The sequence below is a fragment of the Mycobacterium sp. 1423905.2 genome (assembly GCF_001673155.1).
GTDB lineage: Bacteria > Actinomycetota > Actinomycetes > Mycobacteriales > Mycobacteriaceae > Mycobacterium.
On record NZ_LZLE01000039.1, the window covers coordinates 1 to 14,857 of the forward strand.

Genomic DNA, 14,857 nt, shown 5'->3' on the forward strand with positions numbered 1-14,857 from the left:
AAGGACGGCCTGTTCTGCGAGAAGATCTTCGGACCGACTCGCGACTGGGAGTGCTACTGCGGCAAGTACAAGCGCGTGCGCTTCAAGGGCATCATCTGTGAGCGCTGCGGCGTCGAGGTGACCCGCGCCAAGGTGCGCCGCGAGCGGATGGGCCACATCGAGCTGGCCGCGCCCGTCACGCACATCTGGTACTTCAAGGGTGTGCCGTCGCGGCTCGGCTATCTGCTGGACCTGGCGCCGAAGGATCTCGAGAAGATCATCTACTTCGCCGCGTACGTCATCACCTCGGTCGACGAGGAGATGCGGCACAACGAGCTGTCCACGCTCGAGGCCGAAATGGTGGTGGAGCGCAAGGCCGTTGAGGACCAACGCGACGCCGACCTGGAGGCCCGGGCCCAGAAGCTCGAAGCCGACCTGGCCGAGCTGGAGGCCGAAGGCGCCAAAGCCGACGCCCGCCGCAAGGTCCGCGACGGCGGCGAGCGCGAAATGCGTCAGCTGCGTGACCGGGCCCAGCGCGAGCTGGACCGGCTCGAGGACATCTGGAGCACCTTCACCAAGCTGGCGCCCAAGCAGCTCATCGTCGATGAGAACCTCTACCGCGAGCTGCAGGACCGCTACGGCGAGTACTTCACCGGCGCCATGGGCGCGGAGTCGATCCAGAAGCTGATCGAGAACTTCGACATCGACGCCGAGGCCGACTCGCTGCGTGAGGTGATCCGGAACGGCAAGGGGCAGAAGAAGCTTCGTGCCCTCAAGCGGCTCAAGGTGGTCGCGGCGTTCCAGCAGTCCGGCAACTCTCCGATGGGCATGGTGCTCGACGCGGTTCCGGTGATCCCGCCGGAGCTGCGCCCGATGGTGCAACTCGACGGTGGCCGCTTCGCCACCTCCGACCTCAACGACCTGTACCGCCGCGTGATCAACCGCAACAACCGGCTCAAGAGGCTGATCGACCTCGGCGCGCCCGAGATCATCGTCAACAACGAGAAGCGGATGTTGCAGGAGTCCGTGGACGCGCTGTTCGACAACGGCCGGCGCGGCCGCCCGGTCACCGGGCCGGGCAACCGTCCGCTGAAGTCGCTTTCCGACCTGCTGAAGGGTAAGCAGGGCCGGTTCCGCCAGAACCTGCTCGGTAAGCGTGTCGACTACTCGGGCCGTTCGGTCATCGTGGTCGGCCCGCAGCTCAAGCTGCACCAGTGCGGTCTGCCCAAGCTGATGGCACTCGAGCTGTTCAAGCCGTTCGTGATGAAGCGACTGGTCGACCTGAACCACGCGCAGAACATCAAGAGCGCCAAGCGCATGGTCGAGCGGCAGCGGCCCCAGGTGTGGGACGTCCTCGAAGAAGTCATCGCCGAGCACCCGGTGCTGCTGAACCGCGCCCCCACCCTGCACCGGCTGGGCATCCAGGCCTTCGAGCCGATGCTGGTGGAAGGCAAGGCGATTCAGCTGCACCCGTTGGTGTGTGAGGCGTTCAACGCCGACTTCGACGGTGACCAGATGGCCGTGCACCTGCCGCTGAGCGCGGAGGCCCAGGCCGAGGCCCGCATCCTGATGCTGTCGAGCAACAACATCCTGTCGCCCGCCTCTGGCCGCCCGTTGGCCATGCCGCGTCTGGACATGGTGACCGGGCTGTACTTCTTGACCACCGAGGTCCCCGGCGACAAGGGCGAATACCAGCCGGCCGGTCAGGACAGCCCGGAGGTCGGCGTGTACTCCTCGCCGGCCGAGGCCATCATGGCCGCCGACCGGGGTGTGCTGTCGGTGCGCGCCAAGATCAAGGTGCGGTTGACGCAGCTGCGTCCGCCGGCCGACATCGAGGCCGAACTGTTCGGCGCGGGCGGCTGGCAGCCAGGCGACGCCTGGATGGCCGAGACGACGCTGGGCCGGGTGCTGTTCAACGAGCTGCTGCCGCTGGCGTACCCGTTCGTGAACAAGCAGATGCACAAGAAGGTGCAGGCCTCGATCATCAACGACCTGGCCGAGCGTTACCCGATGATCGTGGTGGCGCAGACCGTCGACAAGCTCAAGGACGCCGGTTTCTACTGGGCGACCCGCAGCGGTGTGACGGTGTCCATGGCCGACGTGTTGGTGCCGCCGCGGAAGAAAGAGATCCTCGACCACTACGAGGAGCGGGCGGAGAAGGTCGAAAAGCAGTTCCAGCGTGGTGCTTTGAACCACGACGAGCGCAACGAGGCGCTGGTGGAGATCTGGAAGGAAGCCACCGACGAGGTCGGTCAGGCGCTGCGAGAGCACTACCCCAGCGACAACCCGATCATCACGATCGTCGACTCCGGTGCGACGGGTAACTTCACCCAGACCCGGACGCTGGCCGGCATGAAGGGCCTGGTGACCAACCCGAAGGGTGAGTTCATCCCGCGCCCGGTCAAGTCCTCGTTCCGTGAGGGCCTGACGGTGTTGGAGTACTTCATCAACACCCACGGCGCACGAAAGGGCTTGGCGGACACTGCGTTGCGTACCGCTGACTCGGGTTACCTGACCCGTCGTCTGGTGGACGTGAGCCAGGACGTCATCGTCCGCGAGCACGACTGCCAGACCGAGCGCGGCATCATCGTCGAGCTGGCCGAGCGTGGACCCGACGGCAGCCTGATCCGTGACCCGTACATCGAAACCTCGGCGTACGCACGGACCCTGGGCACCGACGCGGTCGACGAAGCGGGCAACGTCGTCGTCGCACGCGGTGAGGACCTGGGTGACCCGGAGATCGACGCCCTGCTGGCGGCCGGCATCACGTCGGTCAAGGTGCGTTCGGTGCTGACCTGCACCACCGGCACCGGCGTGTGCGCCACCTGCTACGGGCGGTCCATGGCCACCGGCAAGCTGGTCGACATCGGTGAGGCGGTCGGTATCGTCGCGGCCCAGTCCATCGGTGAGCCCGGCACGCAGCTGACCATGCGTACCTTCCACCAGGGTGGTGTGGGTGAGGACATCACCGGCGGTCTGCCGCGTGTCCAGGAGCTGTTCGAGGCCCGCGTGCCGCGCGGCAAGGCGCCCATCGCCGACGTCACCGGCCGGGTGCGCCTCGAGGACGGCGAGCGCTTCTACAAGATCACCATCGTCCCCGACGACGGTGGCGAGGAAGTGGTCTACGACAAGCTGTCCAAGCGGCAGCGGCTGCGGGTGTTCAAGCACGAGGACGGCTCCGAGCGGGTGCTGTCCGACGGTGACCACGTCGAGGTGGGCCAGCAGCTGATGGAAGGCTCGGCCGACCCGCACGAGGTGCTGCGTGTGCAGGGCCCGCGTGAGGTGCAGATCCACCTGGTCCGCGAGGTCCAGGAGGTCTACCGCGCCCAGGGTGTGTCCATCCACGACAAGCACATCGAGGTGATCGTTCGCCAGATGCTGCGCCGCGTCACCATCATCGACTCGGGCTCGACGGAGTTCCTGCCCGGCTCGCTGATCGACCGTGCGGAGTTCGAGGCGGAGAACCGTCGGGTGGTGGCCGAGGGTGGCGAGCCCGCCGCCGGTCGCCCGGTGCTGATGGGTATCACCAAGGCGTCGCTGGCCACCGACTCGTGGCTGTCCGCGGCGTCGTTCCAGGAGACCACGCGAGTGCTGACCGATGCGGCGATCAACTGCCGCAGCGACAAGCTCAACGGTCTGAAGGAGAACGTGATCATCGGGAAGCTGATCCCGGCCGGTACCGGCATCAACCGGTACCGCAACATCCAGGTGCAGCCGACCGAGGAGGCTCGGGCCGCGGCGTACACGATCCCGTCCTACGAGGATCAGTACTACAGCCCGGACTTTGGTCAGGCCACCGGTGCCGCGGTTCCGTTGGACGACTACGGGTACAGCGACTACCGCTAGTAGTCCCCGCTACTAGATCGGCGCACGAGAAAAAGCCCCGGGTTTCCCCCGGGGCTTTTTCGTTGCGCTGTCCTTCCCCCGCGCCGAGCGTGCGGCCAGCCGCACAGTCGTCGTCGAGCGTGCGGCCAGCCGCACAGTCGGCGGGGCTCACTAGACTGGCCGACGTGCTCATCGGTTCTCATGTCCACTCCGACGACCCGCTGGCCGCCGCTGCCGCCGACGGTGCCGACGCGGTGCAGTTCTTCCTCGGCAACCCGCAAAGCTGGAAGAAGCCCAAACCACGTGAGGACGCCGAGACGCTCAAGGCGTCCAGCATGCCGCTCTACGTGCACGCGCCATACCTGATCAACGTCGCGTCGGCGAACAACCGCATCCGCATCCCGTCCCGCAAGATCCTGCAGGACACCTGCGACGCCGCCGCCGAGATCAACGCCACGGCCGTGATCGTGCACGGCGGCCATGCCGACGACGACGACATGGAGGCCGGCTTCGAGCGCTGGGTCAAGGCGCTGAAATACCTGAAGACCGATGTGCAGGTGTACCTGGAGAACACCGCGGGCGGCGACCACGCGATGGCCCGGCACTTCGACACCATCGGCCGGCTGTGGGATCACATCGGCGACACCGGCATCGGCTTCTGCCTGGACACCTGCCACGCCTGGGCCGCCGGTGAAGCGCTGATCGACGCCGTCGACCGCATCAAGGCCCTGACCGGACGCATCGACCTGGTGCACTGCAACGACTCTCGGGATGCGGCGGGCTCCGGGGCCGACCGGCACGCCAACTTCGGCGCCGGCAAGATCGACCCCGAGTTGTTGGTCGCCGTCGTCAAGGCCGCCGACGCACCGGTCATCTGCGAAACGTCCGACGAGGGCCGCAAAGACGACATCGCCTTCCTGCGCGAAAACGTCGGCGACTGAGGATCGCACCGGACCGGTCCGACACCTACGGTTGACCCATGCGCCATCGCGCCGCCGTCTTGCTCGGTGTGGTGCTCCTTGCGGCCGGATGTGCGCACCCGCCGCCGGTTGGCTTCGCGCCGGGCACCAGCATGCACACCATCAAAGTCGGGGGAGCAGAGCGCACCTACCGCCTCTATCAACCCGAAGGCCTGCCCGCGACGGCTCCGTTGGTCGTCATGCTGCACGGCGGATTCGGCAGCGCGAGGCAGGCCGAAAACAGCTATGACTGGGACGATGTGGCCGACGCCGAGAAATTCGTCGTCGCCTATCCGGACGGCCTTCACCGGGCCTGGAACACCAACGGCGGCGGCTGTTGCGGGCGCTCGGCCCGCGACGGCGTCGACGACATCGCGTTCATCAGCGCAGCCGTCGCCGACGTGGAAAAGAACGTTCGCATCGACCCAGCCAGGATTTATGCCACCGGCATGAGCAACGGCGCCATCATGGCCTACACCATGGCGTGCCACACCGCCCTGTTCGCCGCCATCGGCCCTGTCTCGGGAACCCAGCTCGACCCATGCCGTACCCCGCGTCCGACGTCGGTCATGCACATCCACGGCACCGGGGATCCGATGGTGCCGTATTCCGGCGGGTCCGGGACCGGCGTCGCCCGCATCAACGGGCCCCCGGTTGAGCAGCTGAATGCCTTCTGGCGCAACGTCGATCACTGCACCGCGCCCTCGGCCAGCGCCAGTGGCTCCATCACGACATCGGCAGCAGACTGCGCCCAGCGCCGCAGCGTCGTCCTGGTCACCGTCGGCGACGGCGGTCACGAGTGGCCGTCGATGGCCACCGAGATGTTGTGGCAGTTCTTCGCCCAGCATCCCGGCTGAGCCGAAGCCCAGCGTTACATGTCTTGCGCAGTTGTCGAAAAATTGTAATATGAGTGCCATGCCAGACACCCATGTCGTCACCAACCAGGTTCCACCGCTCGAAAATCACAACCCCGCGTCGTCTCCGGTCTTGGTCGAGGCGCTCATCCGCGAGGGCGGCCAGTGGGGCCTGGATGAAGTCACCGAGGTCGGCGCGCTGTCCGGTTCCACGCGCGCGCAACGCTGGAGCGAGTTGGCCGACCGGCACCGGCCCGTGTTGCACACCCACGACGCGTACGGCCACCGCGTCGACGAAGTCGAGTTCGACCCGGCCTATCACGAATTGATGCGCGCGGCGATCACTCACGGTTTGCACGCCGCGCCGTGGGCCGACGACCGGCCCGGTGCCCACGTGGTGCGCGCGGCCAAGATGTCGGCATGGAATTGCGAGCCCGGCCATGTCTGCCCGATCTCGATGACCTACGCCGTGGTCCCGGCGCTGCGGTTCAACCCGGAGTTGGCTGCGGTCTATGAGCCGTTGCTGACCAGTCGCGAGTACGACCCGGAACTCAAGCTGGCCACCACCAAAGCCGGTATCACCGCCGGTATGTCGATGACCGAGAAGCAGGGCGGCTCCGACGTGCGCGCGGGCACCACCCAGGCCACGCGCAATGCCGACGGCACCTACAGCTTGACCGGCCACAAGTGGTTCACCTCGGCGCCGATGTGCGACATCTTCCTGGTGCTCGCCCAGGCGCCCAGCGGTCTGTCCTGTTTCCTGCTGCCGCGGGTGCTTCCCGACGGCACCCGCAACCGGATGTTGTTGCAGCGCCTCAAAGACAAGCTGGGCAACCACGCCAACGCTTCCAGTGAGGTGGAGTACGACGGCGCCACCGCCTGGCTGGTCGGTGAGGAGGGTCGTGGCGTTCCGACCATTATCGAGATGGTCAACCTGACCCGGCTGGACTGCACGCTGGGCAGCGCGACCAGCATGCGCACCGGTCTGACCCGGGCGATCTATCACGCTCAGCATCGCAAAGCGTTCGGCCAGTATCTGATTGACCAACCGCTGATGCGCAATGTGTTGGCCGATCTGGCTGTGGAGGCCGAGGCTGCCACCATGGTCGCGATGCGGATGGCCGGCGCCACCGACGCGGCGGTGCGCGGAGACCAGACCGAAGCGCTGCTGCGCCGCATCGGCTTGGCGGCCAGCAAGTACTGGGTGTGCAAGCGCTCCACCCCGCATGCCGCCGAGGCTCTGGAATGCTTGGGCGGCAACGGCTATGTCGAAGACTCCGGCATGCCACGGCTGTACCGTGAGGCCCCGCTGATGGGCATCTGGGAAGGCTCGGGCAATGTCAGCGCGCTGGATACGTTGCGCGCCATGGCGACTCGGCCCGAGTCTGTCGAGGTGTTGTTCAAGGAACTGACGGCAAGCGCCGGCCAGGACGCCCGGCTGGATGCCCACGTCGACCAGTTGCGCGACGAGCTGGCCGACCTGGAGACCATCCAGTACCGCGCCCGCAAGGTCGCCGAGGACATCTGCCTGGCGCTGCAGGGTTCGCTGCTGGTGCGCCACGGGCACCCCGCGGTCGCCGAGGCGTTCCTGGCGACCCGGCTCGGTGGACAGTGGGGCGGGGCGTTCGGCACCATGCCCACCGGCCTGGACCTGGCGCCCATCTTGGAGCGAGCCCTGGTCAAGGGCTGAGCCACACTATGACTCACGCGATCAGGCCGATCGACTTCGACAACCTGAAAACCATGACCTACGAGGTCACCGACCGGGTAGCGCGCATCACCTTCAACCGGCCGGAGAAGGGCAACGCGATCGTCGCCGACACCCCGCTGGAGCTCTCCGCGCTGGTCGAACGCGCCGACCTGGATCCGAACGTGCACGTCATTTTGATCTCCGGTCGCGGGGAAGGATTCTGCGCCGGATTCGACCTGTCGGCCTACGCGGACGGGACCGGCTCGGCCGGCGGCACCGGGGCATATCAGGGCACCGTGCTCGACGGTAAAACGCAGGCGGTCAACCACTTACCCAATCAGCCTTGGGATCCGATGATCGACTATCAGATGATGAGCCGCTTCGTGCGGGGCTTCTCGTCGCTGATGCATGCCGACAAGCCGACGGTGGTGAAGATCCACGGCTACTGCGTGGCCGGCGGCACCGACATCGCGTTGCATGCCGACCAGGTGATCGCCGCCGCCGACGCCAAGATCGGCTATCCGCCAACGCGGGTGTGGGGAGTTCCCGCGGCCGGCCTGTGGGCGCACCGGCTCGGCGACCAGCGCGCCAAGCGGTTGTTGCTCACCGGCGACTGCATCACCGGCGCCCAGGCCGCCGAGTGGGGCTTGGCGGTCGAGGCGCCAGACCCGCAGGACCTCGACGAGCGCACCGAGCGGCTGGTGGCTCGCATCGCCGCGGTGCCGGTCAACCAGCTGATCATGGTCAAGCTGGCGCTGAATTCGGCTCTGCTGCAACAAGGAGTGGCCACCAGCCGCATGGTCAGTACGGTGTTCGACGGCGTCGCCCGGCACACTCCAGAAGGGCATGCATTCGTCGCCGACGCGGTCGAGCACGGGTTCCGCGACGCGGTCAAGCACCGCGACGAGCCGTTCGGCGACCACGGCCGCAAGGCTTCCCAGGTGTAACTCATGCCCAACATGACCGCCCGCTCGGTGGTGCTCAGCGTCCTGCTCGGCCTGCACCCGGCGTGGGCCAGCGCCAGTGCGTTGATCGCCCTGACCGCCGATTTCGGCATCAAGGAGACCACCCTGCGGGTGGCGCTGACCCGCATGGTCGCTGCCGGCGACCTGATCCGGTCCGCCGACGGCTACCGGCTGTCGGATCGGCTGCTGGCTCGCCAGCGCCGCCAGGACGAGGCCATGCACCCGCGCACCCGGGACTGGCACGGGCACTGGCACCTGCTGATCGTCACCAGCGTGGGCACCGATGCCCGGATCCGAGCCGCATGGCGAACCGCGATGGCGCACAAACGGTTCGGCGAGCTGCGCGAAGGCGTGTGGATGCGGCCGGACAACCTTGCCCTGGACCTCGAACCCGACGTCGCCACCCGGGTGCGGGTGCTGCGGGCCCATGACGACGACCCCGCCGGACTGGCCGCCCAGCTGTGGGATCTCCCACAGTGGTCCGTGTCGGGGAGCCGATTGCTTGACGAAATGGCTGCTGCGACAAGCATTCCCGAGCGGTTTGTGCTGGCCGCGGCGATGGTGCGGCACTTGCTCACCGACCCGATGCTGCCGACCGAACTGTTGCCCGCACACTGGCCGGGTGCCCAGTTGCGCGCGGCATACCTTGACTTCGCCACCGAACTGACCCAACGTCGGCACTTGACCCAACTGCAGGAGGCGACATGAGCGAACTGGTGCGGGTGGAGCGCAACGGTGCGGTCACCACGGTCATCATCAACCGGCCGCAGGCCCGCAACGCCGTCAACGGTCCGACCGCCGCGGCCCTCTACGCGGCGTTCGAGCAATTCGACCGGGACACCGACGCATCGGTCGCCGTGCTGTGCGGTGAAGGCGGAAACTTCTGCGCCGGAGCCGATTTGAAGGCCTTCGGCACATCGGAGGCCAACTCGGTGCACCGTACCGGTCCCGGACCGATGGGTCCGTCGCGGATGATGCTGTCCAAACCGGTGATCGCCGCGGTGAGTGGCTACGCCGTGGCCGGAGGACTGGAATTGGCGTTGTGGTGCGACCTTCGGGTCGCCGCAGAAGACGCGGTGTTCGGCGTGTTCTGCCGGCGCTGGGGGGTGCCGCTGATCGACGGCGGCACAGTGCGATTGCCGCGCCTGATCGGGCATAGCCGGGCAATGGACATGATCCTGACCGGACGTGGCGTCAAGGCCGACGAGGCGCTGTCCATCGGCTTGGCCAACCGGGTGGTGCCGACTGGACAGGCGCGCCAAGCCGCCGAGGAACTGGCCGCAGAATTAGCCGCGCTGCCCCAGCAATGCCTGCGCTCGGATCGCCTTTCGGCGGTACACCAGTGGGGCTTGCCGGAGTCCGCGGCAATGGATCTGGAATTTGCCAGCATCTCCCGGGTCGCCGGGGAGGCGTTGGAGGGCGCCGGGCGATTCGCCGCCGGGGCGGGCCGGCACGGCGCGCCGGCGCAAGGCGGCTAGCGCTCAGCCCTTGTTGACGGTGTTGCCCGTTCCCAGGTTCTCGACCTTGGGGTCACCGTTCTTGTACGTGATGGTGTTGTTGAACCCGACCACGGTGATCCGCTGATCGACGTTGTCGATTGTGATCTTGTTGTTGGTGCCGCCGACGCGGACCGAGGCGCAGGTGCCGGTCACCGTCAGCGTGTTGTCGGAACCGGCCACGTTGAGCGACTTGTTCTGCGCGCAGTCCAGATTTGCGGTGGTGCCCATCGATCCGTAGTTGAGGGTGTCGCCGACCTCGATGGAAGCCGTGGTGGTTTCGCTGCCCGAGGTCGTCGACCCTGCGGTTCCGCTGCTCGTCGTCGTGGTGGTCGACTTCGACGTCGTGGCGGTGGTGCTGCCCCCCGGCGGAGGTGCCGTGGAACTGCAGCCCGCCAGGCCGAGCGCGACCGGCGTGACCGCCAGGGCCAAGGCAAGCGCCGCCAGCCGGGATGAGTCGACACTGCCATTGGCTCGCATGGTTCCTCGATTCTCGGGCTCGGTATCGATGGTTGGGGAAACTACTGTCTCACGGCCCCACGCGTTGCAGCCGGTTCACCATGCCCAATTCGCGACCGCGGTCCCAGATCACCGGATCGCCATTGTGGAAGAACACCGTCTCGTCGTAGCCATACGCGGTGATGTCGTTGACGACGGCGTCGGCGACGACCATGTTGGACGAGCCCATCACCGTCACCGCCCAGCAGCTGCCCTTGGCAATGATGTTGTTCCTGGTGCCGTTGACGAAGAGGGTGGCGTCGTTGCAGTCGATGGTCTGCTCCACACCCTGACCGGTGATGTGGGTGTCACCGTTTTTGGCGTGCGCAGCCGGCGGCGCGGCGAGGACGGCCGCGACAGTGAGGACGGAGGTAGCCAACGATCCCGCGACGGTTGTCCGGTGCACTGCGGCCCCCCTTCGTTGGGCGGGTGATTTGCTCGATTGAGATTACGTCCTTTTGCCCGCCCAACGACAGACCCCATTGCCCGAGCGCCGCATCAGCCCCGATGGGTGCCGTCAACTAGAGTCATTAGTTAACCCAGTCGAAGGACGGACGCCATGGCAGCTCAGCCGGAACCACCCGCAACGGGTACGCGTCCGCGCGGGGGCAGGTCTGGCGCCCGGCCGGCCAAGCTGAGCCGCGACAGCATCGTCGAGGGTGCGCTGACCTTTCTGGACCGCGAGGGCTGGGATTCGCTGACCATCAACGCGCTGGCCACGCAGCTCGGCACCAAGGGGCCGTCGCTGTACAACCACGTGGACAGCTTGGAGGATCTGCGGCGCGCCGTGCGGATCCGGGTGATCGACGACATCATCACCATGCTCAACCGGGTGGGGGAAGGCCGCGCCCGCGACGACGCGGTGTTGGTCATGGCCGGTGCCTACCGCAGTTATGCCCACCATCACCCGGGCCGGTATTCGGCGTTCACCCGGATGCCGTTGGGCGGCGACGACCCCGAGTACACCGCGGCCACCCGGGGCGCGGCTGGACCGGTCATCGCGGTGCTGTCGTCTTACGGATTGAACGGGGACGACGCGTTCTATGCCGCCCTGGAGTTCTGGTCGGCGTTGCACGGGTTCGTGTTGCTGGAGATGACCGGCGTGATGGACGATATCGACACCGACGCGGTGTTCACCGACATGGTGCTGCGCCTGGCGGCGGGCATGGATCGGCGCACCGCCCACGGCGGCGGGTGACCTACCGCAGACGCCGACGCACCGCTTTGACCTGCCAGACCGCCGGCGGGTATTGTGGTAGCTCGTGCCTGGCGGCTTACGGCGCCTGACCGTAAGGAAGTGAATGCCGGGCGAATTCGCATGTCCACTATGCATCGGGTCGCCCCGGTGTCCGGCGCGTGCGACACACCCGGACGCGGGGTAACGCGGCAGGGTGAACCCGCAGTACATGAAGACTTAGCGACAACGTCAATACGACGGAACGACACAGAAAGCCGGTAGATGCCAACCATTCAGCAGCTGGTCCGCAAGGGTCGCCGCGACAAGGTCGCGAAGGTCAAGACCGCGGCTCTCAAGGGCAGCCCGCAGCGTCGTGGCGTGTGCACCCGCGTGTACACCACTACCCCGAAGAAGCCGAACTCGGCGCTTCGGAAGGTCGCGCGCGTCAAGCTGACCAGCCAGGTCGAGGTCACCGCATACATCCCGGGCGAGGGCCACAATCTGCAGGAGCACTCGATGGTGCTGGTGCGCGGCGGCCGGGTGAAGGACCTGCCAGGTGTGCGGTACAAGATCATCCGCGGTTCGCTCGACACCCAGGGCGTGAAGAACCGCAAGCAGGCTCGCAGCCGTTACGGCGCCAAGAAGGAGAAGAGCTAATGCCGCGCAAGGGACCCGCGCCCAAGCGTCCGCTGGTCAACGACCCCGTTTACGGGTCGCAGCTGGTCACCCAACTGGTCAACAAAGTTCTGCTGGACGGGAAGAAATCGCTGGCCGAACGCATTGTATATGGTGCGCTTGAACAAGCTCGTGACAAGACCGGCACCGACCCGGTGATCACTCTCAAGCGCGCCATGGACAACGTCAAGCCCTCCCTCGAGGTGCGCAGTCGCCGCGTGGGTGGTGCGACGTACCAGGTTCCGGTCGAGGTGCGTCCGGACCGCTCGGTGACGCTGGCCTTGCGTTGGCTGGTCAGCTTTTCCAAGCAACGTCGCGAGAAGACCATGGTCGAGCGGCTGGCGAACGAGATCTTGGACGCCAGCAACGGCCTGGGTGCCGCCGTCAAGCGACGCGAGGACACCCACAAGATGGCCGAGGCCAACCGCGCCTTTGCGCACTATCGCTGGTGATTGCCACCGGCGACACCGCCGGGCGTAACCGACAGCGAATCAACTAAGCAACCGAAAGAGTGGGAAGACTTCTGTGGCACAGAAGGACGTGCTGACCGACCTCACGAAGGTCCGCAACATCGGCATCATGGCGCATATCGACGCCGGCAAGACCACGACGACCGAGCGCATCCTGTACTACACCGGCATCAGCTACAAGATCGGTGAGGTGCACGACGGCGCCGCCACGATGGACTGGATGGAGCAGGAGCAGGAACGCGGCATCACCATTACCTCCGCGGCTACCACCTGCTTCTGGAATGACAACCAGATCAACATCATCGACACGCCCGGTCACGTCGACTTCACCGTCGAGGTGGAGCGTTCGCTGCGTGTTCTCGACGGCGCCGTCGCGGTGTTCGACGGCAAGGAAGGCGTCGAACCGCAGTCCGAGCAGGTGTGGCGCCAGGCCGACAAGTACGACGTTCCGCGAATCTGCTTCGTCAACAAGATGGACAAGATCGGCGCCGACTTCTACTTCTCCGTGCGGACCATGGAGGAGCGGTTGGGTGCGAACGTCATCCCGATCCAGCTGCCCGTCGGCTCGGAGTCGGAGTTCGAAGGCGTCGTCGACCTGGTCGAGATGAAGGCCAAGGTGTGGAGCGCCGAAGCCAAGCTGGGCGAGAAGTACGACGTGGTCGATATTCCGGCGGACCTGCAGGAGAAGGCCGAGGAGTACCGCACCAAGCTGCTGGAAGCCGTTGCCGAAACCGACGAGGAGCTGCTGGACAAGTACCTCGGCGGTGAAGAGCTCACCGTTGCCGAGATCAAGGCCGCGATCCGCAAGCTGACCATCAGCTCGGAGGCCTACCCGGTGCTGTGCGGCAGCGCGTTCAAGAACAAGGGCGTGCAGCCCATGCTGGACGCCGTCATCGACTACCTGCCCTCCCCGCTGGACGTGCCGCCGGCTGTCGGCCACGTGCCCGGCAAGGAGGACGAGGAGATCACCCGTAAGCCGTCGACCGACGAGCCGTTCTCCGCGCTGGCGTTCAAGGTTGCCACGCACCCGTTCTTCGGCAAGCTGACCTATGTCCGGGTGTACTCGGGCAAGGTCGACTCCGGCAGCCAGGTCATCAACGCCACCAAGGGCAAGAAGGAGCGTCTGGGCAAGCTCTTCCAGATGCACTCCAACAAGGAGAACCCGGTCGACACGGCCAGCGCCGGGCACATCTACGCGGTGATCGGGCTCAAGGACACCACCACCGGTGACACCTTGAGCGACCCGAACAACCAGATCGTGCTCGAGTCGATGACCTTCCCCGACCCGGTGATCGAGGTGGCCATCGAGCCCAAGACCAAGAGCGACCAGGAGAAGCTGTCGCTGTCGATCCAGAAGCTCGCCGAAGAAGACCCGACCTTCAAGGTGCATCTGGACCAGGAGACCGGCCAGACCGTGATCGGCGGCATGGGCGAACTCCACCTCGACATTCTGGTGGACCGCATGCGCCGCGAGTTCAAGGTCGAGGCCAACGTCGGTAAGCCGCAGGTGGCCTACAAGGAGACCATCAAGCGGGCCGCGAACAACGTGGAGTTCACCCACAAGAAGCAGACGGGTGGCTCCGGGCAGTTCGCGAAGGTGATCATCAACCTCGAGCCGTTCACCGGCGAAGACGGTGCGACCTACGAGTTCGAGAACAAGGTCACCGGTGGCCGCATCCCGCGTGAGTACATCCCGTCGGTGGATGCCGGCGCCCAGGACGCCATGCAGTACGGCGTGCTGGCCGGCTACCCGCTGGTGAACCTGAAGGTCACGCTGCTTGACGGCGCCTACCACGAGGTCGACTCCTCGGAGATGGCGTTCAAGATTGCCGGTTCCCAGGTGCTGAAAAAGGCTGCGCAACAAGCGCAGCCGGTCATCCTGGAACCGATCATGGCCGTCGAGGTCACCACGCCCGAGGATTACATGGGTGACGTGATCGGCGACCTGAACTCCCGCCGTGGCCAGATCCAGGCCATGGAGGAGAGGGCTGGTGCGCGCGTCGTTCGGGCGCACGTGCCGCTGTCGGAGATGTTCGGCTACGTCGGCGACCTGCGGTCCAAGACTCAAGGCCGGGCGAACTACTCGATGGTGTTCGACTCCTACGCCGAAGTGCCGGCGAACGTGTCGAAGGAAATCATCGCGAAGGCGACGGGCGAGTGAGTGTCAACTCACGAGCGCGGAGTCGAGCCATAGGCAGCGCGAAGGCGACCGGGGAATAGCCCGAACGCCGACGAGTAAGCTGGCCCGGTCTACACCGCGGCAAAACCA

At 66.3% G+C, this 14,857-nt stretch carries 13 protein-coding genes; 11 read left to right on the forward strand and 2 right to left on the reverse strand.

The window, feature by feature from the left end; all coding sequences use genetic code 11:
• The 7 genes from A9W95_RS02475 to A9W95_RS02505 all read left to right on the forward strand — a co-directional run.
• Positions 1-3,825 (forward strand): DNA-directed RNA polymerase subunit beta' (locus A9W95_RS02475; protein ID WP_067409061.1); only part of this gene is annotated, 3,825 nt, incomplete at its 5' end.
• 164 nt (positions 3,826-3,989) lie between these two features.
• Positions 3,990-4,745: a deoxyribonuclease IV gene (locus A9W95_RS02480; protein ID WP_067409062.1), complete on the forward strand. Its 756-nt coding sequence runs from the start codon at positions 3,990-3,992 to the stop codon at positions 4,743-4,745.
• A gap of 38 nt (positions 4,746-4,783) precedes the next feature.
• Positions 4,784-5,620: a PHB depolymerase family esterase gene (locus A9W95_RS02485; RefSeq protein WP_067409063.1), complete on the forward strand. Its 837-nt coding sequence runs from the start codon at positions 4,784-4,786 to the stop codon at positions 5,618-5,620.
• Between the two features lie 58 nt (positions 5,621-5,678).
• Positions 5,679-7,307 (forward strand): acyl-CoA dehydrogenase family protein, encoded by a 1,629-nt coding sequence (locus A9W95_RS02490; protein WP_067409064.1) that lies wholly within the window; start codon positions 5,679-5,681, stop codon positions 7,305-7,307.
• Between the two features lie 8 nt (positions 7,308-7,315).
• Entirely contained in the window at positions 7,316-8,254 is a 939-nt protein-coding gene (locus A9W95_RS02495; RefSeq protein ID WP_067409065.1) for a crotonase/enoyl-CoA hydratase family protein, read from the forward strand.
• Between the two features lie 3 nt (positions 8,255-8,257).
• Complete coding sequence (locus tag A9W95_RS02500) at positions 8,258-8,980, forward strand: PaaX family transcriptional regulator C-terminal domain-containing protein (protein ID WP_067409066.1); 723 nt, start codon at positions 8,258-8,260, stop codon at positions 8,978-8,980.
• Positions 8,977-9,750: a crotonase/enoyl-CoA hydratase family protein gene (locus A9W95_RS02505; RefSeq protein WP_067409067.1), complete on the forward strand. Its 774-nt coding sequence runs from the start codon at positions 8,977-8,979 to the stop codon at positions 9,748-9,750. Before A9W95_RS02500 ends, A9W95_RS02505 begins: the two co-directional genes overlap by 4 nt.
• A gap of 3 nt (positions 9,751-9,753) precedes the next feature.
• Here the strand turns inward: A9W95_RS02505 and A9W95_RS02510 are convergent, their stop codons facing one another.
• Both A9W95_RS02510 and A9W95_RS02515 read right to left on the reverse strand, forming a co-directional pair.
• Positions 9,754-10,248, reverse strand: a complete 495-nt coding sequence (locus A9W95_RS02510) for a DUF3060 domain-containing protein (RefSeq protein ID WP_067409068.1) — start codon at positions 10,246-10,248, stop codon at positions 9,754-9,756.
• Between the two features lie 49 nt (positions 10,249-10,297).
• The gene (locus tag A9W95_RS02515) at positions 10,298-10,672 is read right to left on the reverse strand and encodes a DUF3060 domain-containing protein (RefSeq protein ID WP_067409069.1); all 375 of its coding nucleotides are present in this window, start codon (positions 10,670-10,672) and stop codon (positions 10,298-10,300) included.
• Positions 10,673-10,825: 153 nt separating this feature from the next.
• Here A9W95_RS02515 and A9W95_RS02520 point away from each other — a divergent pair, with 153 nt between their 5' ends.
• From A9W95_RS02520 to fusA, 4 genes are all read left to right on the forward strand, one after another.
• Positions 10,826-11,464, forward strand: coding sequence for a TetR/AcrR family transcriptional regulator (locus A9W95_RS02520; RefSeq protein WP_067409070.1), 639 nt, complete (start codon positions 10,826-10,828; stop codon positions 11,462-11,464).
• A 261-nt stretch (positions 11,465-11,725) separates the two neighbouring features.
• Positions 11,726-12,100, forward strand: a complete 375-nt coding sequence (rpsL, locus tag A9W95_RS02525) for a 30S ribosomal protein S12 (protein ID WP_007767794.1) — start codon at positions 11,726-11,728, stop codon at positions 12,098-12,100.
• A complete protein-coding gene (gene rpsG / locus A9W95_RS02530) occupies positions 12,100-12,570 on the forward strand; it encodes a 30S ribosomal protein S7 (protein ID WP_066869309.1) in 471 nt (156 codons plus the stop codon). Before rpsL ends, rpsG begins: the two co-directional genes overlap by 1 nt.
• Before the next feature lie 73 nt (positions 12,571-12,643).
• Entirely contained in the window at positions 12,644-14,749 is a 2,106-nt protein-coding gene (gene fusA / locus A9W95_RS02535) for an elongation factor G (protein ID WP_067409071.1), read from the forward strand.
• Positions 14,750-14,857: the final 108 nt, after the last annotated feature.

Coding starts and splice junctions, on each gene's coding strand:
- A9W95_RS02485 (WP_067409063.1), top strand. CDS start 4,784: ATGCGCCATCGCGCCGCCGTCTTGCTCGGTGTGGTGCTCCTTGCGGCC.
- A9W95_RS02490 (WP_067409064.1), top strand. CDS start 5,679: ATGCCAGACACCCATGTCGTCACCAACCAGGTTCCACCGCTCGAAAAT.
- A9W95_RS02495 (WP_067409065.1), top strand. CDS start 7,316: ATGACTCACGCGATCAGGCCGATCGACTTCGACAACCTGAAAACCATG.
- A9W95_RS02500 (WP_067409066.1), top strand. CDS start 8,258: ATGCCCAACATGACCGCCCGCTCGGTGGTGCTCAGCGTCCTGCTCGGC.
- A9W95_RS02505 (WP_067409067.1), top strand. CDS start 8,977: ATGAGCGAACTGGTGCGGGTGGAGCGCAACGGTGCGGTCACCACGGTC.
- A9W95_RS02510 (WP_067409068.1), bottom strand. CDS start 10,248: ATGCGAGCCAATGGCAGTGTCGACTCATCCCGGCTGGCGGCGCTTGCC.
- A9W95_RS02520 (WP_067409070.1), top strand. CDS start 10,826: ATGGCAGCTCAGCCGGAACCACCCGCAACGGGTACGCGTCCGCGCGGG.
- rpsL (WP_007767794.1), top strand. CDS start 11,726: ATGCCAACCATTCAGCAGCTGGTCCGCAAGGGTCGCCGCGACAAGGTC.
- rpsG (WP_066869309.1), top strand. CDS start 12,100: ATGCCGCGCAAGGGACCCGCGCCCAAGCGTCCGCTGGTCAACGACCCC.